Origin of the sequence: Aquirufa regiilacus, from assembly GCF_032470275.1 — a bacterium.
Lineage (GTDB): Bacteria > Bacteroidota > Bacteroidia > Cytophagales > Spirosomataceae > Aquirufa > Aquirufa regiilacus.
The window spans coordinates 57,500-82,395 of record NZ_JAVNWW010000007.1 but is presented as its reverse complement, the minus strand read 5'-3'; the positions used below and the strand labels follow the sequence as shown (position 1 = coordinate 82,395).

Here is a 24,896-nt window from a genome sequence, read left to right as displayed (position 1 = left end):
CCAACGTAAAGAAAGCCCAGAAGCCTCTAACAAGAGAAGAAGAATTACTTAAGGAAAATGAATACCTAAGGGCTGAAAATGACTTGCTAAAAAAGCTTCAAGCCTTAGTTCAAGCAGACAAAAAGCGCAAGCCGTAAGTGAACTAAGGCATAAGCACAGGTTAGCAGTATTGCTTACTTGTGTTAAATTGGCAAGGAGTTGTTTTTATTATTATTCAAAACAAGGGACTGCAGACAAATACGCGGAGCTAAAGCAAGAGATTGGACTAATCTATCATCAACATAAGGGTAGATTAGGTTATCGGCGTATAACCATTCTATTGCGTCAAGCCGGCCACCTAATTAATCATAAAACTGTTCATCGACTAATGACCAGCTTGAAATTAAAGAGCTTGATTAGAAGGAAGAAATATAAATCCTACAAAGGAGAGCAAGGTAAAGTAGCGCCAAATATATTAAACAGGGCTTTTAAAGCAATGGCACCTAATCAAAAATGGACAACCGATGTAACAGAGTTTAATGTATTAGGAAAGAAGCTGTACTTGTCGCCTGTATTAGACTTATATAATCAGGAAATCGTTACCTATGACTTATCAGAACGACCTGATTTCAAAAATGTCATGAATATGCTAATAAAGGCGGTGAAAAAGAAGTCGAAATCAACAGCCCTTCTGATGCACTCAGATCAAGGCTGGCAATACCAAATGAAGCAGTATCAAGCTGTTTTGAGAGACAATGGAATCCAACAAAGCATGTCTAGAAAAGGAAACTGCTTGGACAATGCAGTCATGGAAAACTTCTTTGGAACATTAAAATCAGAACTATTTTACCTAAACAAATATGAGTCAATAAAACAGCTAAAAAAAGAAATCAATGAATATATCAAATACTACAACTATGAAAGAATCAAACTGAATTTAAACGGAATGAGCCCGGTGCAATACCGAGCTCATCACATTAATAATTAATTACTAACTTTGTCCAACTTTTGGGGTTCAGTCCATTTTCGGAGCCTTTTTAAATTAATTATTTCCTAAGATGATTGGGGTTGATTTGTTCCCCATAATGATAACCTTGGTATTGGGAGATTTTGCGATCTCTTTCTGTGCAATGATGGATTCATATTGCAATTGTTTGTCGCTTAATCCGGTCGATAAGATTTTTTGGTAATCGGCAATCCCTTGCGCTTCTACACGCTTCCGTTCAGCCTCTTGCTTTTCTTTTAACAAGACAAATTGCATTTTCTGCGCATCTTGCTCGGCATTGATTTTTGATTCAATCGTCTGCTTAACCGAATTCGGTAAATTGATATTACGAATCAATAACTGCTCCAATACCAAGCCACGCTTTTTGAAATTACTTTCGATATCCTTGTAGATGCGTGTTTGGAATTCATTACGTTTTAATGAATAAAGCGCTACTGCATCGTAATAAACCGCATTGTCGCGAATCATCGTGCGGGTAATTGGGCGAACAACTTTGTCTTTATAGTCGGGGCCAATTTCTTTTAAAATCGTGGGTGCTTGCGAAGGTAAAATACGATACAAAACGGTCAGGTCAACTACGACTTCCAAACCATCCGCTGTTAACACGCGAATAGCGTCATCTCCTTCTTTGTCTCCCTCGTCATGAACGGCCGACATCGTATAATTTTGCGTTTTTGCATCGAATACCGTGATGCTCGCCAGTGGGTTTGTGAAGTTCAGGCCACTGGATAGGGTACGATCGGAAACTTTTCCAAATACACTTTGAACTCCTACTTCACCCGCATCAATTTGCTTGATGGTGGAACTGCTAACGCCGAGTACAATGAGTACGATGGCCACCTTTCGAATAGGGGAGGCAAATTTAGCGAAAACGAGGTTGGGATTGTCGATGGTTTTACTTGCTAATAGGAGCAAGGCGCCAATAATAATAAGTAGCATAGGGTTGTTGTTTAATAGGTCTAAGGTACACAATTCTCTGCGGTTAAAAACAAATTTGTCATGCCGTTTTTACGTAAAATATAGCTAATTTTGAATATGATTCAGTTGAAGCACATACACAAAGAATTTGAGGGTCGTGTTGTTTTGGATGGGATAGACGCAAGTTTTCAGCCAGGTAAAATCAACATGGTTATTGGGGGGAGTGGAACAGGAAAAAGTGTGCTACTCAAGTGTATGATTGGTATCTTAAAACCTGAGCAGGGACAAGTCCTTTATGATGGACGAGACTTCTTAAAAGCAGATCAAGATACCGTAAAAGCCATTCGCCGGGAAATGGGCGTTTTATTTCAAGGAGGCGCTTTATTTGATTCAAAAACGGTTTTGGAAAATGTTCGCTTTCCCTTGGATACGCTAACATCTCAATCGGTTGAAGAAAAGAATACCCGTGCGATGTTATGTTTACAGCGCGTCGGATTAGAGGCTGCCGCACACCAGATGCCTTCTGATATTTCGGGTGGAATGAAGAAGCGTGTTGGGATTGCACGCGCGATTGTGATGAATCCGAAATACCTTTTTTGTGATGAACCTAATTCAGGTTTGGATCCATTAACAGCGGTTAAAATTGATTTATTGATTCAAGAAATTACCAAAGAATTTAATATTACCACCATCGTTATTTCACATGATATGAATTCTGTGATGCGCTTAGGTGAATACATTATCTTTTTAAAAGATGGTAAAAAGGTATGGGAAGGAAACAACCAGAACCTACTTCAGACCGAAGTGCCTTCTTTGCAAGAATTTTTATCGACCAAACTTACCTAATATGCCCTTGGTTAAATCGGCTCCACGTGTGTTGGAAAACGTATCCATGCTGCCTTACAATACATTTGGCATCGATGTTTCAGCGCGTTATTTTGTTGAAATAAATCATTTACAAGAATACATAGAGCTTGTTCAAACAGGGAATTATGCCCATGTTAAGCATTTATTTTTAGGAGGTGGGAGTAATTTATTGTTGACAAAGGATATCGAAGCCTTGGTTGTCAAGATTCAAATGGATGGGATAGAGGTTGTGGATGAGGATGCGGATCATATTTGGGTGAAGGCAGGTGCCGGTGTTGTTTGGCATGATTTTGTCTGTTATGCGGTAGACCACCATTGGGCGGGTATTGAGAATATGTCATTGATTCCAGGAACGGTCGGTGCGGCACCTATGCAGAATATTGGAGCATATGGAGTGGAAATCAAAGATACCTTTGATCATTTAGATGCCTTGAATTTAACGACCATGCAGTTGGAGCGTTTTGATACTGCTCGTTGTGCATTTGGGTATCGTGAGAGTTATTTCAAACATGAAGGGAAAGGGCAATATTTAATTACGGCCGTTTGTTTTCGATTAAATAAACAGGTTGAACCTCAAACTTCTTATGGGGCAATTCAATCGGTTTTGGCAGAGAAAGGTATTGTAAACCCAGGAATTAATGATGTTGCTAATGCGGTGATTGAAATTCGCCAAAGCAAATTGCCGGATCCGAAAGAAATTGGAAACTCGGGGAGTTTCTTTAAAAATCCTACCTTGTCGGCTGAGGCTGCTGCAGAATTGATTAAAGGCTATCCGAATATTCCACATTACCCGGTGGAAGGAAGTTCTATGATTAAATTTCCGGCAGGCTGGTTGATCGAGCAAGCAGGTTGGAAAGGTTATCGTTCAGGAGATGCCGGTGTGCATGCCAAACAGGCTTTGGTGCTTGTGAATTATGGTCATGCCAAAGGCAATGAAATTCAAATGCTCTCAGAGCAAATTAAGAAATCGATTTTAGAAAAATTCGGTGTCGTTTTAGAGACTGAAGTAAACATTTTATAATATGACTTTACCCACGATTGAAAGTTTAGGAAAAGGGCCATTCTTCTTGATGGCTGGTAGTTGTGCCATCGAAAGTCGGGACTTAGCCTTCGAAATCGCTGAGCGCATTGACGGAATCACCAAATCGATGGGAATTCCCTTTATTTTCAAGGGCTCATATCGCAAAGCCAATCGGACAAAAATCGATTCTTTTACGGGAATTGGTGATATCAAAGCTTTGGAAATTTTGAAAGAGGTTGGTGCGCATTATAACTTACCTACGGTTACGGATATTCACGAGAGTGCTGAAGCGGCAATGGCTGCTGCCTATGTGGATGTGTTGCAGATTCCGGCATTCCTTTGTCGGCAGACCGACTTATTAGCCGCTGCTGCACAAACGGGCAAGGCGGTTAATATCAAGAAGGGTCAATTTATGTCGGGTGCATCGATGAAATTCGCCGTAGAGAAGGTTTTGCATGAAAATCCGCAAGCTCAGGTGTATTTAACGGACCGTGGCAATTCATTTGGATACGGTGATTTAGTCGTTGACTACCGCAATCTTCCTGAAATGGCAAATTTTGGCGTACCTGTCATTATGGATTGTACGCACTCTTTACAGCGTCCTAATCAAGGAAGCGGTGTAACGGGGGGCCAACCAGCCTTGATTGAAACAATCGCGAAAGCTGCGATTGCTGTAGGTGCGGATGGTTTATTTATCGAAACACATCCTAACCCATCTATCGCTAAATCCGATGGAGCCAACATGCTTCCATTGGATCAGTTGGAAGGTTTATTAGAGAAATTATTGAAAGTTCGCGAAGCGATCGTTTAAGGAATATAGGCTACTTGTAGCCCAACGTCTGTTTTATGTGATGCTGCTATGGCATCTAAGCCGGAACCGATTACCTCTTTTTGGAAGTAGTCGGTTCTTGCTATTTTCAGGGCAATGGATACTTGCTTTAGCCCTTTATATTCAATCAAGCACAGGTTGCGCGTACTGGGGTCATAATAGGCTGGCAGTAGAAAGGCGAAGGGTAAGCTGGGTTCATAGGCATAGAGGCGGGTGTCATAACTCCCCGACCAAATCCATGCGGTTCGCATTTGTATTTTGAATCTTTTGATGTGGTATTCAATATCATTTAGCCAAAGGTAGCCTGACTCTTTTTGTACATGAGATTGTATGTGCGACCACATGATTCGACCATGCCACTCGAATCGATACAAGGGTTTGTGCCAATCGATACTTCCTTGATATAAATCGTGTGGAGAAGTGGGGCTTGTCAGGTTTTTATGCGTCCATTTTAATTGGGCAAAATATTGTCCCTGCTTTCTTCTGTCCCATTGAAATCGGCTTAATAGTTCCCAACCTAGCTTTTCCGAGGCCCATTGACTGGAACTAGCTCTTGGGAATCGGAATAAATCGATGTAACTCGAAATACGTTGATATTTCGATCGTTGGTACTGATGCCCAATGAATAAACCCCATTCATTTTTATTGTTTGAACTCTCACTGATGGCATTTGCCATGGGGCTGAAATAGCTTGATTGATATACCCGTATAATGCCGGAAACATCTGTTTTTTTATTAATTGCCCATGACATGGCATGAATCGATGCCCAGGCTTTGGGAGCCGCGTGAGCCACTTCACCAGAAAGTCGAACATTTCCGAATTGCCTGATATAACTAAGTGAAGTGTTCATGAGCACATTGCCTCGCCAATCCAAGGGATTACTCGGCATAAAGGGATAATTCCAGCGCGTAATTGTCTGTGCTATTGACCATTCCATCTTTTTTCCTTGATAGCGCAAATGAATGCCTGTTCCGAGTTCCTTGAGTCTATTTTGTTGGCCAATTTCCGTTGCAGTGCGGTGCAAACCATCGAATTGGAAGGATCGAAAATAGCTGCTGTCTTTGGAAAGTATGAGGTCTTTGTTCCGACTGGAAAAAAAGCCCTGCACTTGCAGTTGGTGGAACGTTGCTTGTATATTGATGCCGCGGTAAAATTCAGACTCGCCAGACGAGGTATAAGCCATTGCACCCCCATGAAACTTTTGAGTTGCGCGAATGCTTTCATAACTCTTGCCTAAGGAGAAAGAACCCGATTGAACAAGTCCTTGGCCCCATTGGTTGATAAAGTCGCCTAGAATCAATTTAAAGTTGCCTCTCGTGTCTTTTAATTCAACAAAAGCGCTAGTGAAATCATGGTAATGTTGCTCTCCGGCATCTTTTGAACTTAAGATTCCTGCCCGAAGGTGGCTATTCCATGTATCCCGATAACGAAACAACGTGTTGTACGGATTACCTGTAAAACGAACTTTACTTCTTGTCGTGGTAGGCGAAAATCCGTTTTTTTGCTCAAGTGTTCTTTCGATGCGTAAGATGAGTTGTTGCTTGGTGTTTTCTGCTACATGCCAGCACGGTGGATTTATTCGACAAATGAATAGTGTTTGAATAGCCCGAAGTGTAGGGATATCCCACAATGGGATTGTTTGTAGTTCATATAAGGATAGGAATTTACCAACGTGTTTACGATGTTCAATAAAAGACGCTATTTGTTGGTTTTGTAAAATACCCATCGCCAACAACTCTGCTGCGCTTGCTTCGTTGATATCGATTGGATTTTGATTGTAATAGGTGAGTATCCCTTGTTTTTCCTCGGTCAGTTCTGCGGATTGTTGGGCGCAAATCACATAGGGGAGGAGCAAACAAATAAAAATGAGCTGTTTCAAGTTTTTTTCTTGAAACTAGCTCATGATTGTTGTTTACCGCAAAAGAAAACTGATAATGAAAATCAGTTAACTGAATTTTCGTTCGATGAGTAACATTAACTCTTGTGAAGCAGCGGATTCTGGAAAGTCGTAGCGTTCCGCAATTGCACTTTTCCAATTGGCAGGACTTGCTTCAAAATCGATAAATTCGATGAATTGGCTGAACTGTTCAGCATTTCCATCAAATAATTCTTGGATGAAATTTAGTCGCTGAAATAAAGAAATACTTTCAGCGAGCGACGAGGTCATTTGATTGGCAACCAAGTTCTTCAAGGAATGATCGTCTACTTGAATGGTATCGAGCACTTTTTCTTCTTTTGAATCCGCTAACATTTCTTGAATGCTTTGCGTTTTAACTTCTTCTGGGCTTATTTCACTCAGGTCAGGTAATTCATGGGATACCTCAAAATAATCAGGTGTCGTTTGGGTCGCTAATGTAAGTTCAGAATCCTCCCAAGCCACTGCTTGTAGGTCGTTTTCTTCGATTTCAATCGTAGCTGTCATTGCTGCTTCCAAAGTCACTTCTTCCTCCTCTGGTAAATCTTCCAGCGAATCGGATGGACGCTCAAAAAATACCTCAGCATTTAGTAAATCTGCGAAACTTGGTACTTCGGGATAAGTCACTTCCGTTTGGCCTCCTAAGGCTTGAATCCAATCGAGCCAAATTTGTTCGGGCAATTGAACTTGCATTAGAAGTGTTTGTGCAATGGAATTCCATTTTTCTTGCATGCGCAGATTCGACCAATCAAAGTTGGGCAACTTCTCTACGATTGCTCCGCTGGTTAATTGTTCCATTAATTCTGCTTGAATGGTAGCAAGAATTATCGGATCACAATCGAGCGAAAGAACTTCTTGGAAACTTAGGGTTTGACCTTCTTGGTTCCAGTAATGTAAGAAAATGTTCGGTTTCATACGCTTATTGATTGATTTTTAGCGCTTCGCAAGCTTTCATAGCCGCATTTTGCTCAGCTTTTTTCTTGGAATAACCTTTGCCTTCGGCGATTTTCTCGTTTTCTAAGAGCACGAATGCTGTAAACTCTTTATCGTGGTGCACGCCTTCCTCGTCCAAGGTAAATTGGACTTTTTTGCCTTCTTTCTGCGCCCATTCGATGAGTATAGACTTGAAGTTCGGATTATTCTGAACCACAGTGTCTAAATCGAAATACTGGGTAAGTATCTTTTGCGTGATAAATTTTTGGGTAAAGCCAAATCCTTTGTCCAAATAGACCGCACCTATAAATGCTTCCAAAGCGTCTCCATACATGCTTGAACGTGAAAGCGAGGTCTTGCGTTGGTTTTCGTATTCAATCACCTCTTCGAGGCCTAATTTTCTCCCAAGCACATTCAGTGATTCCCGACTGACCATCCGAGAACGGATTTCGGTTAAGAATCCTTCGTCTTTGAATGGGAATTTTCGGAATAAATAGGCTGCGGTGATCATCCCCAAAACAGAGTCTCCCAGGAATTCCAAACGTTCGTTGGATTCTTTGTAGGACTTCGAAGCCGATTCGCGGGATGCGGAGGCATGCAAAAAGGCTAATCGGTATAATTCTAGATTAGACGGATTAGCCCCTATGAGGTGTTTGACAGATTTATAAAGGTGTTTCTCGCGTTCATCTTGGGAATGTAAGCCGAACCAGGTCAACGGAGAAAATAACTTCATAAATTAAATTTTTCTAAAGATGACAGTTGCGTTGTGGCCACCAAAACCGAAGCCATTGCTTAATGCAACATCAATTTTACGCGCTTTACCTACGTTTTCCGTTAAGTCAATGCGTTGATCAATTTCTGGATCACGATTGAATACGTTGATGGTCGGTGGAACAAATTGATTTTTAATGGCTAGGACTGATGCAACAGCTTCTACAGCCCCTGCACCCCCTAATAAGTGACCTGTCATTGATTTCGTAGAAGAAATAGCCATGTTGTATGCATGTTCTCCGAAGCAATCAACGATGGCTTTAATTTCTTGTGGATCACCAATCGGTGTTGATGTTCCATGGGTATTGATATAATCTACCTCCTCAGGTTTAATTTGGGCATCTTCCAAAGCGTCTTGCATCGACAATAAAGCACCATATCCATCGGGATGGGGAGCCGTAATGTGGTATGCATCGGATGAGAAACCGCCGCCAATTAATTCAGCATAAATTTTTGCACCACGTGCCTTTGCGTGCTCGTATTCTTCTAATACCAACGCGCCAGCACCCTCACCCACAACAAAACCATCACGGTCCACGTCGTAAGGACGCGAAGCTGTAGTAGGATCGTCGTTGCGTGTTGACATGGCGTGCATCGCTGTAAATCCACCAACCGATGCGATGGTTACTGGAGCCTCCGATCCACCCGTGATACAAACATGCACACGACCGGTACGGATATAATTGAATGCGTCAATGATTGCGTTATTAGCGGATGAACATGCCGAAACCGTTACGTAGTTAGGTCCACGGAATCCATTGCGAATGGAGATTTGTCCCGAGCTTGAATCTGCAATCATTTTAGGGATAAAGAAAGGATTGATTTTAGGCGTTCCATCTCCTTTACCAAAATAGATCATTTCATCTTCGAATGTTTTCAATCCGCCGATTCCTGATCCCCAAATAACGCCAACCTTGTTTAGGTTTAATTTCTCCATATCAAAACCCGCATCTGCGATAGCTTCATCCGAAGCAACAACAGCATACTGGGTGAATGGGTCCATTTTGCGGGCCTCTTTGGTATTGATGTAATCTTCTACTTTAAAGTCTTTTAACTCACAAGCAAAGCGTGTTTTGAATTTTTCAGCATCAAATCTAGTGATGGGGGCACAACCGCTTTTACCTGCGGCTAATCCTTCCCAAAAGGTATCAACTGTATTTCCAATGGGTGTAAGAGCTCCTAGGCCCGTTACAACTACGCGTTTTAACTCCATGTGTTAATTTAATAGACTTTGTAAAAATAAAAAATGTCAATTAGTCAAGGGTTCAACTGAGGATAGATCCTTAGGAATTACCAGGTACTAATTGACATCATTATGATCGTGTGATTCGATTACTTTGCGTTTTCTTCCAAGTAAGCAACTGCTTGGCCTACTGTTTGGATGTTTTCAGCTTGGTCATCTGGGATAGAAACATTGAATTCTTTTTCAAATTCCATGATCAATTCTACCGTGTCTAAGGAGTCAGCTCCCAAATCGTTTGTGAAAGACGCCTCAGTTGTAACTTCTGATGCTTCTACACCTAACTTCTCAACGATGATGCTTTTTACTTTTTCTGCAATATCTGACATTTTATAAATATTTTGGGGTTCAAAAACGATGCAAAGATTAGAATTAAATGTTAGAATATCAAACAAATTTTATTCCATTTTGCACTTTAAAAGTATTAATTGTAATAATAATAATTCTTTTGGTAAAAAACTTATGTGGTCTATCCTGTTTTCAATTAAAAACAGAGTGATGCCGCTCCTAAAAGCCCCGCATCATTACCCAATAAAGCTTTCTTGATATTTAATTTTTCTAAGTAGGCAGGGGTCAACCAATAGTTCAATTGACGCTCCATGCTCGGTAGAATGAAATCATACGATGCCGATAATCCGCCACCGATGAAGATGTTTTTGATGTCAAGAATTCGGATTAGGGATACTAACATGTCGCCCAACAAGCTTCCAACTTCATCCCAAATGGCTAAAGCTAAAGCATCTCCTTCTTCAGCGGCTACAACCAAAGCTGTAGTTGATATTGTTCCGTCCCCGGCCAATACCGTTTGACCTGTGTAATTCGCTCGCATTTCGGTCGCCAATTGCAATAATTCCTTCTTGCCTACATTACGTTCCAAGACCTTACCATTTTTCGAAGGAACGTGTCCCGGTTCCATGGCATTTCCATCCCCACCTAAGAAAATTTTACGGTCAATGATGGCAGCTCCGCCAACGCCCGTTCCTAAGGTAATAAAAACGAAATCTTCCGGCATCGTGTTTTTTTCAGGGGAGAAATAGAATTCTCCCAACGCCGCTGCGTTCGCATCGTTTTCCATGAAAAATTCATGCTCAGGAAAGCGTTTTTCCAACATATCAATCATGGGTGACCCATCGATTTCTGGAATGGCTGTGATTTCAATCAAGGTACGGCGGTTCTTAGTCAGAATACCTGGAAGACCGATGCCTATTTTTTTGACATTTTTATGTTGGTATAATTGCAAGGCAATTGAATCAGCTAAACGATCTAAGAAATGGTGGGATTCACGCCACGTTGCGGTATCATAACTCTGAAAGTTGCTGATTTGGCCGGTATCGGAATGAACGATACCCATTTTAACGCCGGTACCTCCTACGTCAATTCCTAAATATTCTGCTGCTGCCATAAACATGTATTGATTGAATTACGAATTTGTCGAATTTTGCCGTGAATTTCAAATGAAAAGGGGCTCAATTGTAGATTCTTTCCAATTTTTCCATGATTTGCGCAACGCCTGGGCAGATGACCGCATTCTTTTGGGTGAGATTCATGATGCCCAACATATTTTTACGGTCGGTATGCGGATATTCCCGACAAGCCTTTGGACGGTGTTCATAAATTTGGCAGGTATTATCTTCCAAGGTTAGGAAGGGGCAGGGGGCTGCTGGATAAACCCAATCGCCATCCGAATCTTGAATTAAGTATTGATCTAAGAATTGGGCCACTTTCATTTTCAATAGGTGCGCAACTCGTTGGATATCCGTCTCATTCCACATGGGGCTCGTTGTTTTGCAACAGTTTCCGCACGTCAAACAATCCAGATTTTCAAACACCTGTTCGTGGGCTTTTTCAAATTGCATATCCAAATCACGTGGCTTTTTCGCCTTGATTCGTTGGAATACCTTTTTGAAATGTGGATCCTTGGGCATGATTAGATATCGGCATGAAAGCAGGCTCTACAGCGTGCTTGATAGGATTCAGTCTCTCCTAAAAGGACCGTTTCCTCTTTGTCAACGATGCGGTAGGAGTAATGAGCTACTGCACCACATTGTACGCAAACGGCATGAACTTTAGTTACGTATTCCGCGATGGCCATCAGTTTAGGCATCGGGCCGAAGGGATTCCCTTTGAAGTCCATATCAAGTCCTGCGATAATGACACGTTTTCCTTGATTGGCTAAAGTATCAACAACTTCGACAATAGAATCGTCAAAAAACTGGACTTCATCCAAGCCTACCACATCGCAATCGCCTGCTAGTAATAGAATCTCGCTAGCGCTTAACACGGGTGTCGAGCGAATGGAATTTTGATTATGGGAAACGATGTCTTCGTCGTGGTAACGTGTATCCGATGCCGGTTTGAAAATTTCAACACGCAATTGGGCAATTTTCGCGCGCTTGAGTCGGCGAATGAGTTCTTCTGTTTTACCAGAAAACATGGAGCCACAAACAACTTCGATCCAGCCGAGGGCTGTCGATTTTTGATTGGACTTGGAATGGGTAGGTTCTAAAAACAAGGGCGTAAAAAGCCCCTGAAATTGCATTCAGGGGCTATCAAATTAAAAATTACTTCGAAGAAAATGTAGCAGAGAAGAATTCACGGTTCATCCGTGCGATATTCTCTAAAGAAATGCCTTTTGGACATTCCGCCTCACAAGCTCCTGTGTTAGAACAAGCACCGAAACCTTCTTCATCCATTTGCGCTACCATCGCTTCTGCACGTTTCGCAGCCTCCACTTTACCTTGAGGTAAAAGGGCTAGTTGGGAAATTTTAGCGGAAGTAAATAACATGGCAGAAGCGTTTTTACATGCGGCAACACAAGCTCCACAACCGATACAAGCTGCAGCGGCAAAAGCATCATCTGCATCTTCTTTTGGAATCGGTAAGTTGTTTGCATCTTGTGCATTACCTGTATTCACAGAAACGAAACCACCTGCCGCGATGATGCGGTCGAATGCGGAACGATTAACGACTAGGTCTTTGATTACGGGGAATGCGCTTGCTCTCCAAGGTTCAACCGTGATCGTTTCACCATCTTGGAATGAACGCATATGCAATTGGCAAGTTGTAACACCACGGTTAGGTCCATGTGGACGTCCGTTGATGTACATCGAGCACATACCGCAGATACCTTCACGACAATCGTGGTCAAATGCTACGGGATCATCTCCTTCTTCGATCAAACGGTTGTTTAACACGTCAATCATTTCCAAAAATGACATATCTGTGGAGATGCCACTCACTTGGTAAGTTTCGAATTTACCAGCTACGTTAGCATTTTTTTGTCTCCAAATTTTGAGTGTCAGGTTTAAATGTCCTTCCATTGTATCGAATTATTTATAAGATCTTTGAGCAATTTTGATGTTTTCGTATTTCAATTCTTCCTTGTGTAGTTCGAATTTTCCATCTCCTTTATTTTCCCATGCAGCTACATAGGCGTAGTTCTCGTCATCACGAAGTGCTTCGCCGTCTTCTGTTTGGTATTCTGTACGGAAGTGACCTCCGCAGCTTTCATTTCTGTCTAATGCATCGATACACATTAATTCTCCTAATTCTAAAAAGTCGGCCACGCGGCCTGCTTTTTCTAATTCTGGATTTAGGTTATCGATTTCACCTGGAATCTTCACATCCGACCAGAATTCTTTCTGTAATGCTTGGATTTCTTTGATAGAAGCTTTTAAACCTTCCGCACTACGCGCCATTCCACATTCATCCCACATGATTTTTCCTAAACGCTTGTGGAAGTAATCAACGGGTTTTGAACCTTTGATGTTCATCAAGGTTTCTAAGCGATCGCGAACAGCTTTTTCTGCAGCTACGAAATCTTCAGAATCTGTTGACATCGATGGAGTACGAATCTCAGAGGCTAAGTAATTTCCGATTGTGTAAGGAATTACGAAGTAGCCATCTGCCAAGCCTTGCATCAAGGCTGAGGCTCCTAAACGGTTTGCACCGTGATCAGAGAAGTTTGCTTCGCCTAATGCATACAATCCTGGAATCGTCGTCATTAAGTTGTAATCTACCCAAAGACCACCCATTGTGTAGTGAACCGCTGGATAAATACGCATAGGTACCTCGTATGGATCTTCACCCGTAATTTGCTTGTACATGTCAAACAAGTTACCGTATTTCTCTTTTACGACTGCTTTACCCATCGCTTGAATCTCTTCGTCTGATGGATTGTGCATGTTATTTTTATTGGCTTCTCCTTTTCCGTAACGGATGATAGCTGCTGCATAATCTAAGTAAACTGCCATTTTAGAAGCACCTACACCAAAGCCTGCATCGCAACGCTCTTTGGCTGCACGAGATGCAATATCACGTGGTACTAAGTTACCGAACGCAGGATAACGACGCTCTAAGTAGTAATCTCTTTCGTCTTCTGGAATTTCATTCGCCTTGCGGTTATCGTTTTCCTTTTTAGGAACCCAAATACGACCGTCATTACGAAGTGATTCCGACATCAATGTTAATTTCGATTGGTGATCACCTGAAACCGGAATACATGTTGGGTGAATCTGCGTATAACATGGATTAGCGAAGAAAGCACCTTTTTTGTTTGCTTTCCAAGCCGCTGTTACGTTGGATCCCATCGCGTTTGTCGATAAGTAAAATACGTTACCGTATCCACCTGTACACAACAAGACCGCATGTCCAAAGTGACGTTCCAATGCTCCAGTAACTGAATCACGTGCAATGATACCGCGTGCTTTGCCGTCGATCGTTACGACATCAAGCATTTCATGGCGTGTGTACATTTTCACGTTACCCATACCCACTTGACGTTGCAAAGCAGAATAAGCACCCAATAATAATTGTTGGCCTGTTTGTCCCGCCGCGTAAAACGTACGTTGAACTTGCGTACCACCGAATGAACGGTTCGATAGCAATCCGCCGTATTCACGTGCGAAAGGAACACCTTGTGCCACACATTGGTCAATAATGTTACCAGATACCTCAGCAAGACGGTGAACGTTTGCTTCACGCGCACGGTAGTCACCCCCTTTGATCGTATCGTAGAATAAACGGAAAACGGAGTCACCGTCATTTTGGTAGTTTTTTGCTGCGTTGATACCACCTTGTGCTGCAATGGAGTGCGCACGACGTGGAGAATCTTGGAAACAAAATACTTTTACTTTATATCCTAATTCAGCTAACGATGCTGCAGCGGATGCTCCAGCCAAACCTGAACCTACAATCACAATTTCCAAAGAACGTTTGTTTGCAGGATTTACTAAAGGTACGCTTGATTGGTACTTGGTCCATTTTTCGGCCAGCGAACCTTCTGGAATTTTAGCGTCTAATTTTGTCATAATCGTATCGGCTGAGGAATTATTGAATCAAATTAAAATGGAAGGCGATTGGCATTGCGGCAAATGCTGCAGCAATAATAATCGAGTAAATCGCACCAATGGCCTTGATGGTTGGTGTGTATTTTGGGTGATTCCAACCAATGGTTTGGAAAGCACTTTGGAAGCCGTGTAATAAGTGGTATCCTAATGAAATACATCCTAACACATAAATTGCTACGACGATTGGGCTTTGAAATACGACTTGCATTTCATTGTACAAGGTATGCGTCTCGGTTAAGTCGTTTGTCAAACGTGAGAAATACCAAAAATGCTTCAAGTGGATGATTAAGAACAATAACAATAATGTTCCTAATAGACCCATCGAACGAGAGTACCATTTGCTATTGGCAGCGCCATCCACAACCGCATAAGCGACGGGACGTTTCTTTTTATTGTCTAACCATAAGCGAAGACCATCAAAGATGTGCAATAATAAACCACCAAACAAGACGATTTCCATCGTACGGATGATTGGGTTGTGTGCCATGAATTCAGCGCCTTCATTGAACGCAACACCGCCATCGTTTAAGAAGATGGTTGCATTCAAACCGCAGTGAACTAAAAGGAAGCTAATCAAAAATAGGCCTGTAATTGCCATGAGAAGCTTTTTTCCAAGGGATGAATTAAGAGATTTTGCTAGCCAAGCCATAAATTAGGTTATTAGATTTAGGTAAAAATATTCAGAGCGAATTAATCAAGTCAACTGTGCTACTGAATTTTAGCCTTCAAAACTACAATCCAATCGCTTGTCAATCAAATTAATCACTTAAAAAAATGCTTTTTTTTACGATTTTAATTTTGCCTTAGTAACTTGCTAACATACTCGATTGTTTTATGCGGAAATATATTTTAATCATCTTCATGCTTGTTTTTTCGGTAAGTGCAGCATTCGCGACGCACTTAAAGGGAGGAGAGATTACGGTAAGACGTATTTCGGATAAAACTTTGACCTATGAATTCACCTTAACCACCTATACAGAGAATAATCGCGCGAATCAGGATCAAGTGGAGGTGAATTTTTGTTTTGGAGATGGTTCAGCGATTATCAAGGCCAAACGTTGTTGTGGAACTCCGGTGGATATCGGAAATGGTACACTCAAAAACTTATATAAAGTTGAATATACCTATCCTGCTCCCGCTTTATTTTACAAGGTCTCTGTAGCTATTCCAAATAGGAATGATGGTGTGCGAAATATGACCCGCTCGGTGGAAGTTCCTTTCTATGTGGAAACGATATTTTCCATCAACTCGGGCTTAGGCCAAAACTCAACGCCTTTGTTGCTTAATCCTGCCGTGGACTTAACGGCGGTCGTAGGTCAGCCTTTTATTCATAATCCGAATGCCGTGGATGCGGAAGGCGATAGTTTAGCGTATCGATTATCGGTTTCCCGTACAGGCGATTCCGAAACATGTAATCCTAGCAGTCGCGGGATCACGGCACCTAACTTTAGACAGCCGAATGAGGTGTCTTTACTTCCATCTAATTTTACGATTAATCCGTTAACAGGTGATTTAATCTGGGATGCTCCACAAGAATTGGGCTTATATAATTGTGCCTTTATCATCGAAGAATGGCGTAATGGTGTGAAGATTTCGGAGACCGTTCGTGATATGCAGATTGAAGTGAAAGACGTAGATAACAAAGCCCCTAAATTGACCGTACCACCCGATGTGTGTGTGCAAGCGGGGGCTTTAATCAATGAGCGTATTACGGCCATTGATGTTCCATCGAAGACAGGACGCGTCGATCCATTGACGATTTACAGTTTTGGTAATGTGTATGCTATGGATACTGTTTATGCGGTGAAGCAGCCTTATGCCACCTTTGCCTCGATTGCTAAACAAAATTCACCGGCCAGTGCAACGTTTCGTTGGCAAACAGCTTGCCAACATATTCGCAAGGAGACGTATGATGTACTTTTTAAGGTGGAAGATAATCCGCCGTTTACAGTTGGAAATGGTTTGAAATTAGTGGATTCTAAACTTTGGAAGATTCAGGTCATTGCTCCTGCTCCCAAAGGCTTAAAAGTTACTTTACAGGCAAGTAATGCGGTATTAACTTGGAGTGATTTTACCTGTGCCTTAACGGGTGCTAAAACGATTATTTATCGTCGGACGGGGGCTTGTAGCCCCGTCGTTAATTCCGCATGCGCTACCGGCATGACCGCGACTGGTTTTGTTAAAATTGGAGAAGTGGGAATAGATGTAACTTCATTCACGGATAAAAATGGGGGAGAGGGTTTGTTGAAAAATACGAATTATTCCTATGTGCTCGTTGTTGAGTTTCAGAATTCAAAAGGGCTTGTCAATTATAGCCCCATGTCGGAATCTGTCTGTGCATTTATTCCTTCCACGGCTCCGTTAATGACGCAAGTAAGTGTATTGAAAACAGATATAATTGCAGGTGAAATTCAAGTTCGTTGGACTAAGCCATTGAAGTTGGACACCTCTGTTTTTAAAGCACCCTACCAATATCGCTTGAAACGTGGTGAGGGGCAAACTGGATTGCAATTCGCTGAGGTAGGGACGACGGCTGATACACTTTTCGTGGATAAGGGTTTGAATACAACAGAAAAGGCCTATCGCTACCAAGTCGATTTTTATTACACAGCGAATGGCGTGCTGAAATTATTGGATAGTCCTACCCCTGCGAGCTCGGTACGTTTACAAGCTCAAACAGCGGTGAAGTCGGTGAAATTAGCTTGGACAGCCTTTGTTCCTTGGTCGAATGACTTTCAGGTACATCGGGTATACCGGGAAACGTACAAGGGGTCAGGAAAATTCAACCAAATATCAGATGTTTCTGTGGCTGGGCCAGGTACTTATCAATTTACCGATATGGGAACGGATTTTATTCCAAGTGATGGGAAATTGGATGTGTCCTTGTCGGCCGATTCAACCTATTGTTATTACGTACAAACAGTGGGTAGATTCGGGGAAGGATTGCCAGCCATGCGCATCGAAAATGCATCTCAAACGATTTGTGTGAAACCCTTAGCTGTTTTGTATCCTCCTTGTGCGCCTATTTTGGAAGTAACGGTTCCCGACTGTGGCGTTCAAACCTCGAATTGTGAATCTATTTCAGTTGCAAATTTATTGGCTTGGAAGCCAGTTGTTTCGGGTACTTGTGATCCCAACATTGAAAAATATCGCGTGTATGGTGCAAAGTTGGCAGCTGGCCCTTATCTCAAATTAGCTGAAACCGAAACGCTCACACATCTGGATAAAAATCTTACTTCGCATATTGCTTGTTATTACGTGGTAGCGGTTAATTCTTTGGGGGTTGAAAGTCCAAAGAGTAATGTCGTTTGTGTAGACAATTGTCCATCTTTTGATTTACCTAATTTATTTAGTCCGAATGGTGATGGCAAGAATGATGTTTTTCAGGCGATGTATTGTCCTCGATTTGTCAAACAAGTGAATGCCAAAATTGTAGATCGTTATGGAGCCTTGGTTTATGAATACGCAGGTGCAATGGCAGGATTCGGATGGAATGGTCGTTCGATGAGCGGACAAGCAATGGCCTCTGGTACTTATTTCTACACGGTGGAAGTTGAGTTTGATGTAGTTGATGCAACAAAAGCAAAGAAACAATTAAAAGGCTGGCTTGAGCTAGTTAAATAGGATGTTGGTCATCATCGATGGAGATTGTGCATTTTGTCAATGGGCTTCTAAGCTTTTGGGAAAATTATGTAGGCCGGGCTTGGAAATAATTCCTTTGGCTAGCGTTTCACAGGATATCTTAAATACGTGGTCATCTGAAGCCTATTGGACGGTAGATAGTATCAAAGTAATCTCAGAAGGGAAATTGTATATTAAATCCCAAGCGATCGCGGAGGTGATGCGAACGGCACGTTGGTTTGCACAACCCTTGCGTTTGTTTTTTTTATTACCTGAAGCGTGGTTGGATCGAGGGTATGACTGGGTGGCTCGAAATCGAAAATCGCAGGCTTGCGAATTACTCCTATAAATATCGTTCCGGTTTCGCTACTTAGTTCTTAACAGTGGTTTCACGGATGTGAAATAAGAATCCAATAAAGCTTCTCCCCATTTATTGGCCGCGAATTCAATTCCTTTAAAATTAAAATGGGTTCCATCATGTCGGAATGTAGGTTCTGTGAGGGACTCCAAGTCTGCACCTACAATGGTATATGGAATTTCATTTAAGATTCTTTTTTGTGCGGCACGGACTTTAACTTCTTTTTCATTTTCGGAACCTCGGTTGCATTTAGCGACGAAGAATGTAAGGTCTGGCATGTTTAATAAATCACGCGTTTTTTTCATGTATAGTTTAGTGCCTTCTACAATTTCATCCTGTGTCAGGTTAATATCGTTTTCACCATGCATGACTAATACGCCACGAAGACCTGATTTTGGGAAATCCGCTAAGATTCTATTTTCAAAAAATTGATAGGGGTATCGAAGTTTCCAATCAAAAATAGGGCTTTCAAAAGGAAGTCCTACAGCAGAGTTACCCCACTGTAAAGAGGTAGAACCACCGATTCCCGTGTTATAAATGCGGATAGGAACATTCAAACGTGTTTTTAAAATATCTCCTAATCTTCCCCAAAAGGCATTTCGTCCTGATTCCCAAGTAATTACCTCACACCATTGCTTGTCAAAGTTGTCAATATTATAGGGGTCTTGACCTTCAGCTAGCGAATGTCCCACGACAGCAAATATTTCGCCTACTTTGAAGTTCCAAAGCATCAACGTGTCTTCAATGACTTGGTTTGCATTTTCAATGATCACCTGTGGATAATAACCACCACCTTTCAAGACAAAGCTTCCGCTGAATTTGTTGCCCCCGTCATTCGTTAAAGGAAGCCAGCCCGTTTCTTGGCCACCTAAGAAGTTTTTAAACTTAATTTTTGCGGAAGTGAATGACGCATTTGTGCTACCTGTAATGAATATTTCACCTTCGTTATTATTGTTTCTTTGGACAAATTTTCGACAGTTCGCGATATCAAATGTGACTTTTGTTCCTGTGTCGACAGGTTCAGGTTCAATGTTTTGTGTTTCACATGCCAATAATAAAATGAAGCATGGTATCGTAATGAAAAAAAGATGAATGAATTTATTCATTTGTATAATTGGGTTTCAAAATGGTATCTCAAACCACTTTGATTATATTTGTCTCTTGAATTGATATCAAAATTATAAAAAAAATAACAAATGAAAGCATATGTTTTCCCGGGTCAAGGTTCTCAATTTCCAGGTATGGCGAAGGATCTTTACGAAAATTACGCTGCGGCTAAATCCATTGTAGATGAGGCTGATGCAATTTTGGGCTTTTCGCTCGCTCAAATTATGTTTGAGGGCACGGATGAGGAGTTGAAGCAAACCCGCGTTACCCAACCGGCTATTTATTTGCATTCTGTGTTGGTAGCGAAATTAGGAAAAGATTTTGCTCCTGCTGTGGTAGCGGGTCATTCCTTAGGGGAGTTCTCTGCTTTGGTCGCTGCAGGTGGTCTTGCATGGCAAGATGGTTTGCAATTAGTCTATAAACGTGCTTTAGCGATGCAAAAGGCATGTGAAATTCAACCAAGTACCATGGCTGCAGTGTTAGGATTGCCGGATGCCACGATTGAAGCAATTTGTGCAGCCTATGGTCCATCGGTCGTTGCAGCTAATTATAATTGTCCAGGTCAAGTGGTTATTTCAGGATCTGTTGAAGGCATCGAAGCGGTTGGGATTCAATTGAAAGAAGCAGGCGCTAAGCGTGTATTAACCTTGCCGGTTGGTGGAGCTTTTCACTCCCCATTCATGGAGCCAGCGCGTGTAGAATTAGCGGCGGCGATTGAGGCGACAGAAGTGTTGAAACCCATTTGTCCTATTGTTCAGAACGTAAATGCCAAAGCATCCCAAGATCCAGCTGAAATCAAGGCAAACCTTATTGCTCAATTGACAGGTGCGGTTCGGTGGACGCAGTCGGTGGAAACGATGGTAGCCATGGGTGCGACGGAATTCATTGAATGTGGTCCAGGAAAAGTATTACAAGGATTAGTCAAAAAGATTAATGGAGAGTCAATTGTGGCTTCGATGGAGTTAGTTTAATTCGTTGATAATGAGGAGTTAGGTTTCTCGGCCAATAAATAATTCGTTTTTTTTTAGGCGATGTTTGATTTTTTGGGAGCAAGGCCTTACTTTTGCAACACAATTGGTATTGACCTATGGTGTAATGGTAACACACCAGTTTTTGGTTCTGGTTTTCTAGGTTCGAATCCTGGTAGGTCAACAGAATAAAATAAAAAAGCCTTCTGCAGCAATGTGGAAGGCTTTTTTGTTGACTAAAATAACCAGGTGTCTCTAAATACGCACCAAATTCAATAAAATACTGTCTGTTTTGATTCAAGCATTAGCCTTTAATTTTTTAATAATACAGAAAAATATTTATCTAATTCATTTCTGAAGTTTGATGGAGTACCAATAACTCTAAATTTTGTTATTCTGTAAACTACCTTTAAAAAAATATTAACTAGCAGTATTAATGCCGAGAAAGCAATTTAAATTTCGGAAGGATAAGGGTATAAGATTTTATATTAATTTATTTAATTTTATTAAATTTTAAAAAAAAACGTAAAATTTAAAATCTGTATGATTCTGTACTTATTTGCATCTTTAACTGCCCTATTTGGAATTGGTTTTTTGGCAACTTCATTATCGGGTGGCGAGAGAAATTTTAAGTATTTTTTATTAGTCGCGGCAGTTTTATTGTTTGCAAGTTATTTTTCATTTGAAAATGAAAGTTTTTGGTCTCTTGCCATTGGTTGGTTATTGTTTATATTAATAAGAAAAAAAAATATTGATACTAAATAAAGTACTACAAAGTCTGAAGTTATAAAAAAGTTAAAGCAATTAAATTTGGTAAATATGAGTCAAAATTGGTTTTATATGTAGTTGATCTTGAGTCGTCAAAGACAACAAATTTATTTAGTATGATTACACTTAGAAAATCTTGATCTTTTCGATCCTAAAATATGCTATATATACCATAAAATAATATCTAATATTCTGAATAAAAGCTCATCGTAATGATGGGCTTTTTTATTTGCCCTTCAACCAAGAAACAATTCTTTTCGCAGCTTTTGTCTTTTGCATTTCTGCACTTGTGGTGCCCCAAGACCATAATGTTAAGGGTATAATGGTTGATTGCGTAAAATCCCATTTTTGTTCTTGTCCTTTGTTCGTGTTAATTACGATGACTCCATTTGCCCCACGGACGCCATACAGTGCAGTTTGGGATGGATCTTTTAATACTTGGACAGAGGCAATATCATTTGGATTGATTGAATTAATATTGCCTTGCAAAGGAACTCCATCTACCACATATAAAGGGCTATTCGCATTGATGGAGCCAATTCCTCGAATGCGCACCATCGTACCACCGCCAGGGGAATTATCATTACCTATGGTGACACCTGCAGCTTGGCCTTGTAATTTCTGAGTTACCGACGCTGTATTTGTTTGACTCAGTTTCTGAGCATCAATTTCGCTTATCTGACTATACCTTTCTTCCACAGGATTCATTTTTGGGTAAATTTGGATGCCTATGCCTTTTTTGCCTTCCAAATTCCGTCCTTTGATGATTTTCACGTCCGCAATTTGTCGTAAATCTACCGCACTCGTGTCTCGGAATTCTTTCGGATTTTGTTTGTTGGCTTCCTCATACCAATACACCCACAAGGTGTCATGCTTTAGCATTAGCTGTTGGTTTGGGCTTGAAAAATAGCGAATGAATAACGCCGAAGGCTCATTTGTTTGTGCCCAAGCTTGATATGTAATTAAGAGTAAAAGGATGATTTTCTTCATCGGTTGATTTCGCCTAGCTTCTCATACGAGAGAATCATCGAACGAACATTATGGTAATTGATTTTCCAGTTATGTGCCATATGTCGCCAAATAGGTTCGCCTTCGCGCGTCATCAATGGCCACCATTCACCTGTTTGTTGATTGATCATTTTATCAAACACAAATCGATGTACCTGCTTATGGGCTTCTAGAAAGCGTTCATCTTTTGTTAAGCGATAAGCATCTAGCATCCCAATCAGCATTTCTGCTTGTTGCCAAAATTCTTTTTCATGATCCATCGCTTCGCCGGTATGTGATCCTTCTACAAAGACGCCCCCATGTTCCCAATCGATGCCGTGGTCTAAGGCATGGTAAAAAGCCTTTTCTAGATTTGGACGATATTTTTCAAGGTCAAATCCGCCGATTTTGATGGCATGCATGAGGAGCCAACCGAATTCCGCATTGTGTCCATAGGACGTGTTGTCGGTTGAGGAGGATTTTTGGCCTCCATCTACAAAGCGATCCCATCCCCAGACTATGTCGAATTTTATTTGTGGAGCCACCGACCAATCCGCCCAAAATTGCGGGATGCCCGTTCCTGTCACTTGATGCATGATTTTATGGATGAGAATTTCAATGACCTCTTCAAGTTTACGTCGATGCAAGGATTTGCCGCTTGCCTCATAAAGTGTTGTAAAAGCCTCCATGAGGTGCATGTGAACGTCCAAAGTTTTTCTATCTCCCCCGGGAGAACCTGGCCCCATCAGCGACCAATCTTCTGCAAAAAACTCCCAGTATCCTCCATGATGGGTGTCGACCGCATGTTTTTGTAAGAGGTCAAATACCTTTTCTGCGTATGAAAGCCCAATCGGATCCCCTGAAGCCAAGCTATATTCACTCAGGCAATAAATCACGAAACTATGGCCGTAGCCTATTTTTTGTTTGTTTATTGGATTCCCTGCGCGATCAACCATCCAGTAAAATCCTCCATGCGTAGTATCCCACATTTTTTCAAGGAGAAATTTAACGCCCTGTTTCGCCATTTCGAGCATGATGGGCCCTCCAAAGCCATGTCGGTAAGCTTGTGAATAGGTGAAAATGGACCGTGTTTGCGCAATGAGGGATTTTTCGTCTTCACCCGTGTCAACACCAAATTCGTCGAAATGGGTAATGAATCCTCCATAATTCGGATCTACGGTGCGTTTAATCCAAAATGGAAGTAAAGCTTTTTCTGTGTAGTCTTTAATTTCTTGTTGCATGGTATGCGTCGATTATTTCTTGTGGATTTGCGCTGCCCGTTTCACCCATTTTGTGAATGCTTACATGAACGGCTAGGCTGGCGAATAAGCAAGCTTCTTGTATGTTGGCCCCCGAAGCTCTCGCCGCACTAAAGGCTGCTACGACCATGTCGCCGGCGCCTACGGTATCAATGCTACCGTGCAATGGGATTGCTTTTTCCCAATGAAATTCTGCCGGGGAGGCATATACCATGCCTTGCTCACCTAGAGTCACCAATACGGGCTTTTGTCTTTTGGCAACCCAGTTTTTGATTGCCTTTTCCAAGTCATTTGTATTGCCTATAATTTTTGTTAATTCTAACTCATTTACTTTTAGTAAGGTGTTAGTCGCATATTGTCCTAAGCTACGCAAGTCGGCAATCGCATGTTCCCCCACATATTTCTGTAGGTATTCGAATGTAGCTTGATTCAATAAAGGGATTTGGAACTGTTCATTGATGATAATCCAATCGTAACTTGACGCATGAATTGCCAATTCATGTATAATTTCTGGCGTGAATTGTTGGAATAGCTGATTTTGTGTTCCAAAATCCAAACGGCTTTGTTCGATACCAGCCTGCATGGGTTTGCTATAGGTGGGAGTATCTAATGGGATTTTTGACTTTAATTGCAGTGTATTTATTTGCAAGGAGTTTGCAAGGTATTCCATTTCTCTGCCAAACACATCGTCGCCGCGTAGGCCAAAGGCGTCTACTTGAACACCTAAGCAAGCTAGGTTTTTGGCAACATTACCCGCACCGCCTAAATAGGTTTTGGTCTTCGAGGCATGTTGGACTTGTTTTCCTGTTTCAATGGAAAAATCAGTTGTGTTGGGATTGAAGTCAAAATAGAAATCCAAGGCAAAGTCACCGATGACCGCGATGCGTAATGCGCTGATTTTAGCCAATAGGGCTTCTAATCGCTGGGAATTCATGTTGATAGGTTTAATTGCTGAAATGTACAAAAAAAATGTGTGGAGGCAAATTGTAAGGATGCTTCG

At 41.5% G+C, this 24,896-nt stretch carries 23 protein-coding genes, 1 tRNA gene and 1 pseudogene; 9 read left to right on the top strand and 16 right to left on the bottom strand.

Annotated elements, in window-relative coordinates; all coding sequences use genetic code 11:
* Positions 1-97: 97 nt before the first annotated feature.
* A pseudogene (locus PQG45_RS11365) lies at positions 98-967 on the top strand (IS3 family transposase); the annotation flags it as partial.
* Positions 968-1,021: 54 nt separating this feature from the next.
* Here PQG45_RS11365 and PQG45_RS11360 read toward each other — a convergent pair.
* Positions 1,022-1,924, bottom strand: a complete 903-nt coding sequence (locus tag PQG45_RS11360; protein WP_315577672.1) for a prohibitin family protein — start codon at positions 1,922-1,924, stop codon at positions 1,022-1,024.
* Between the two features lie 96 nt (positions 1,925-2,020).
* Between PQG45_RS11360 and PQG45_RS11355 the strand changes: the two genes are divergently transcribed.
* Genes PQG45_RS11355 through kdsA form a run of 3 tightly spaced genes read left to right on the top strand, consistent with a single transcriptional unit; the run spans position 2,021 to position 4,602 of the window.
* Entirely contained in the window at positions 2,021-2,749 is a 729-nt protein-coding gene (locus PQG45_RS11355; RefSeq protein ID WP_315577671.1) for an ABC transporter ATP-binding protein, read from the top strand.
* Position 2,750: 1 nt separating this feature from the next.
* The gene (gene murB, locus PQG45_RS11350; protein WP_315577670.1) at positions 2,751-3,791 is read left to right on the top strand and encodes a UDP-N-acetylmuramate dehydrogenase; all 1,041 of its coding nucleotides are present in this window, start codon (positions 2,751-2,753) and stop codon (positions 3,789-3,791) included.
* A gap of 1 nt (position 3,792) precedes the next feature.
* Entirely contained in the window at positions 3,793-4,602 is an 810-nt protein-coding gene (gene kdsA, locus PQG45_RS11345; RefSeq protein ID WP_315577669.1) for a 3-deoxy-8-phosphooctulonate synthase, read from the top strand.
* On the opposite strand, the gene PQG45_RS11340 is transcribed toward kdsA, so the two are convergent.
* The 11 genes from PQG45_RS11340 to PQG45_RS11290 form a co-directional block, all read right to left on the bottom strand.
* Complete coding sequence (locus PQG45_RS11340) at positions 4,599-6,500, bottom strand: helix-hairpin-helix domain-containing protein (protein WP_316070880.1); 1,902 nt, start codon at positions 6,498-6,500, stop codon at positions 4,599-4,601. The genes kdsA and PQG45_RS11340 overlap by 4 nt on opposite strands.
* A gap of 66 nt (positions 6,501-6,566) precedes the next feature.
* Entirely contained in the window at positions 6,567-7,451 is an 885-nt protein-coding gene (locus tag PQG45_RS11335; protein WP_315577667.1) for a hypothetical protein, read from the bottom strand.
* A gap of 4 nt (positions 7,452-7,455) precedes the next feature.
* Entirely contained in the window at positions 7,456-8,202 is a 747-nt protein-coding gene (rnc, locus tag PQG45_RS11330; RefSeq protein ID WP_315577666.1) for a ribonuclease III, read from the bottom strand.
* A 3-nt stretch (positions 8,203-8,205) separates the two neighbouring features.
* Positions 8,206-9,453 (bottom strand): beta-ketoacyl-ACP synthase II, encoded by a 1,248-nt coding sequence (fabF, locus tag PQG45_RS11325; protein ID WP_315577665.1) that lies wholly within the window; start codon positions 9,451-9,453, stop codon positions 8,206-8,208.
* A 119-nt stretch (positions 9,454-9,572) separates the two neighbouring features.
* Complete coding sequence (locus PQG45_RS11320; RefSeq protein ID WP_315577664.1) at positions 9,573-9,809, bottom strand: acyl carrier protein; 237 nt, start codon at positions 9,807-9,809, stop codon at positions 9,573-9,575.
* Between the two features lie 155 nt (positions 9,810-9,964).
* A complete protein-coding gene (locus tag PQG45_RS11315; protein WP_316070879.1) occupies positions 9,965-10,882 on the bottom strand; it encodes an ROK family protein in 918 nt (305 codons plus the stop codon).
* Positions 10,883-10,946: 64 nt separating this feature from the next.
* The gene (locus PQG45_RS11310; protein ID WP_316070878.1) at positions 10,947-11,405 is read right to left on the bottom strand and encodes a YkgJ family cysteine cluster protein; all 459 of its coding nucleotides are present in this window, start codon (positions 11,403-11,405) and stop codon (positions 10,947-10,949) included.
* 2 nt (positions 11,406-11,407) lie between these two features.
* A complete protein-coding gene (locus PQG45_RS11305; RefSeq protein ID WP_391486432.1) occupies positions 11,408-11,992 on the bottom strand; it encodes a thymidine kinase in 585 nt (194 codons plus the stop codon).
* Between the two features lie 49 nt (positions 11,993-12,041).
* Complete coding sequence (locus PQG45_RS11300) at positions 12,042-12,800, bottom strand: succinate dehydrogenase/fumarate reductase iron-sulfur subunit (protein ID WP_315577661.1); 759 nt, start codon at positions 12,798-12,800, stop codon at positions 12,042-12,044.
* Between the two features lie 9 nt (positions 12,801-12,809).
* Complete coding sequence (locus PQG45_RS11295; RefSeq protein ID WP_316070876.1) at positions 12,810-14,789, bottom strand: fumarate reductase/succinate dehydrogenase flavoprotein subunit; 1,980 nt, start codon at positions 14,787-14,789, stop codon at positions 12,810-12,812.
* Positions 14,790-14,808: 19 nt separating this feature from the next.
* Positions 14,809-15,477, bottom strand: coding sequence for a succinate dehydrogenase cytochrome b subunit (locus PQG45_RS11290; protein ID WP_315577659.1), 669 nt, complete (start codon positions 15,475-15,477; stop codon positions 14,809-14,811).
* 185 nt (positions 15,478-15,662) lie between these two features.
* On the opposite strand from PQG45_RS11290, the gene PQG45_RS11285 reads away from it, so the two are divergent.
* Both PQG45_RS11285 and PQG45_RS11280 read left to right on the top strand, forming a co-directional pair.
* Complete coding sequence (locus tag PQG45_RS11285; RefSeq protein WP_316070875.1) at positions 15,663-18,452, top strand: T9SS type B sorting domain-containing protein; 2,790 nt, start codon at positions 15,663-15,665, stop codon at positions 18,450-18,452.
* Position 18,453: 1 nt separating this feature from the next.
* Complete coding sequence (locus tag PQG45_RS11280; RefSeq protein ID WP_315577657.1) at positions 18,454-18,798, top strand: thiol-disulfide oxidoreductase DCC family protein; 345 nt, start codon at positions 18,454-18,456, stop codon at positions 18,796-18,798.
* A gap of 17 nt (positions 18,799-18,815) precedes the next feature.
* On the opposite strand, the gene PQG45_RS11275 is transcribed toward PQG45_RS11280, so the two are convergent.
* The gene (locus PQG45_RS11275) at positions 18,816-19,913 is read right to left on the bottom strand and encodes a hypothetical protein (RefSeq protein ID WP_315577656.1); all 1,098 of its coding nucleotides are present in this window, start codon (positions 19,911-19,913) and stop codon (positions 18,816-18,818) included.
* Positions 19,914-20,003: 90 nt separating this feature from the next.
* On the opposite strand from PQG45_RS11275, the gene fabD reads away from it, so the two are divergent.
* From fabD to PQG45_RS11260, 3 genes are all read left to right on the top strand, one after another.
* Positions 20,004-20,885 carry an ACP S-malonyltransferase gene (fabD, locus tag PQG45_RS11270; RefSeq protein ID WP_315577655.1) on the top strand — a complete coding sequence of 294 codons (882 nt, stop codon included), beginning with the start codon at positions 20,004-20,006 and terminating at the stop codon, positions 20,883-20,885.
* Positions 20,886-20,995: 110 nt separating this feature from the next.
* Positions 20,996-21,066 (top strand) — tRNA-Gln (locus PQG45_RS11265).
* Positions 21,067-21,425: 359 nt separating this feature from the next.
* On the top strand, positions 21,426-21,647 hold the full coding sequence (locus tag PQG45_RS11260; RefSeq protein ID WP_315577654.1) for a hypothetical protein: 222 nt from the start codon (positions 21,426-21,428) through the stop codon (positions 21,645-21,647).
* A gap of 228 nt (positions 21,648-21,875) precedes the next feature.
* On the opposite strand, the gene PQG45_RS11255 is transcribed toward PQG45_RS11260, so the two are convergent.
* The 3 genes from PQG45_RS11255 to PQG45_RS11245 are packed head-to-tail and all read right to left on the bottom strand — an operon-like array spanning position 21,876 to position 24,830.
* Positions 21,876-22,640, bottom strand: a complete 765-nt coding sequence (locus PQG45_RS11255; protein ID WP_315577653.1) for a TonB-dependent receptor plug domain-containing protein — start codon at positions 22,638-22,640, stop codon at positions 21,876-21,878.
* Complete coding sequence (locus tag PQG45_RS11250; protein ID WP_315577652.1) at positions 22,637-23,878, bottom strand: AGE family epimerase/isomerase; 1,242 nt, start codon at positions 23,876-23,878, stop codon at positions 22,637-22,639. The genes PQG45_RS11255 and PQG45_RS11250 overlap by 4 nt, the downstream gene beginning before the upstream one ends.
* Entirely contained in the window at positions 23,862-24,830 is a 969-nt protein-coding gene (locus tag PQG45_RS11245) for a bifunctional heptose 7-phosphate kinase/heptose 1-phosphate adenyltransferase (protein WP_315577651.1), read from the bottom strand. The genes PQG45_RS11250 and PQG45_RS11245 overlap by 17 nt, the downstream gene beginning before the upstream one ends.
* Positions 24,831-24,896 lie beyond the last annotated feature (66 nt).

What these genes read in the sequence shown, in the direction of transcription:
- PQG45_RS11360 (WP_315577672.1), bottom strand. Translation starts at nt 1,924, where the DNA reads ATGCTACTTATTATTATTGGCGCCTTGCTCCTATTAGCAAGTAAAACC.
- PQG45_RS11355 (WP_315577671.1), top strand. Translation starts at nt 2,021, where the DNA reads ATGATTCAGTTGAAGCACATACACAAAGAATTTGAGGGTCGTGTTGTT.
- murB (WP_315577670.1), top strand. Translation starts at nt 2,751, where the DNA reads ATGCCCTTGGTTAAATCGGCTCCACGTGTGTTGGAAAACGTATCCATG.
- kdsA (WP_315577669.1), top strand. Translation starts at nt 3,793, where the DNA reads ATGACTTTACCCACGATTGAAAGTTTAGGAAAAGGGCCATTCTTCTTG.
- PQG45_RS11335 (WP_315577667.1), bottom strand. Translation starts at nt 7,451, where the DNA reads ATGAAACCGAACATTTTCTTACATTACTGGAACCAAGAAGGTCAAACC.
- rnc (WP_315577666.1), bottom strand. Translation starts at nt 8,202, where the DNA reads ATGAAGTTATTTTCTCCGTTGACCTGGTTCGGCTTACATTCCCAAGAT.
- fabF (WP_315577665.1), bottom strand. Translation starts at nt 9,453, where the DNA reads ATGGAGTTAAAACGCGTAGTTGTAACGGGCCTAGGAGCTCTTACACCC.
- PQG45_RS11320 (WP_315577664.1), bottom strand. Translation starts at nt 9,809, where the DNA reads ATGTCAGATATTGCAGAAAAAGTAAAAAGCATCATCGTTGAGAAGTTA.
- PQG45_RS11315 (WP_316070879.1), bottom strand. Translation starts at nt 10,882, where the DNA reads ATGGCAGCAGCAGAATATTTAGGAATTGACGTAGGAGGTACCGGCGTT.
- PQG45_RS11310 (WP_316070878.1), bottom strand. Translation starts at nt 11,405, where the DNA reads ATGCCCAAGGATCCACATTTCAAAAAGGTATTCCAACGAATCAAGGCG.
- PQG45_RS11300 (WP_315577661.1), bottom strand. Translation starts at nt 12,800, where the DNA reads ATGGAAGGACATTTAAACCTGACACTCAAAATTTGGAGACAAAAAAAT.
- PQG45_RS11295 (WP_316070876.1), bottom strand. Translation starts at nt 14,789, where the DNA reads ATGACAAAATTAGACGCTAAAATTCCAGAAGGTTCGCTGGCCGAAAAA.
- PQG45_RS11290 (WP_315577659.1), bottom strand. Translation starts at nt 15,477, where the DNA reads ATGGCTTGGCTAGCAAAATCTCTTAATTCATCCCTTGGAAAAAAGCTT.
- PQG45_RS11285 (WP_316070875.1), top strand. Translation starts at nt 15,663, where the DNA reads ATGCGGAAATATATTTTAATCATCTTCATGCTTGTTTTTTCGGTAAGT.
- PQG45_RS11280 (WP_315577657.1), top strand. Translation starts at nt 18,454, where the DNA reads ATGTTGGTCATCATCGATGGAGATTGTGCATTTTGTCAATGGGCTTCT.
- PQG45_RS11275 (WP_315577656.1), bottom strand. Translation starts at nt 19,913, where the DNA reads ATGAATAAATTCATTCATCTTTTTTTCATTACGATACCATGCTTCATT.
- fabD (WP_315577655.1), top strand. Translation starts at nt 20,004, where the DNA reads ATGAAAGCATATGTTTTCCCGGGTCAAGGTTCTCAATTTCCAGGTATG.
- PQG45_RS11260 (WP_315577654.1), top strand. Translation starts at nt 21,426, where the DNA reads ATGATTCTGTACTTATTTGCATCTTTAACTGCCCTATTTGGAATTGGT.
- PQG45_RS11255 (WP_315577653.1), bottom strand. Translation starts at nt 22,640, where the DNA reads ATGAAGAAAATCATCCTTTTACTCTTAATTACATATCAAGCTTGGGCA.
- PQG45_RS11250 (WP_315577652.1), bottom strand. Translation starts at nt 23,878, where the DNA reads ATGCAACAAGAAATTAAAGACTACACAGAAAAAGCTTTACTTCCATTT.
- PQG45_RS11245 (WP_315577651.1), bottom strand. Translation starts at nt 24,830, where the DNA reads ATGAATTCCCAGCGATTAGAAGCCCTATTGGCTAAAATCAGCGCATTA.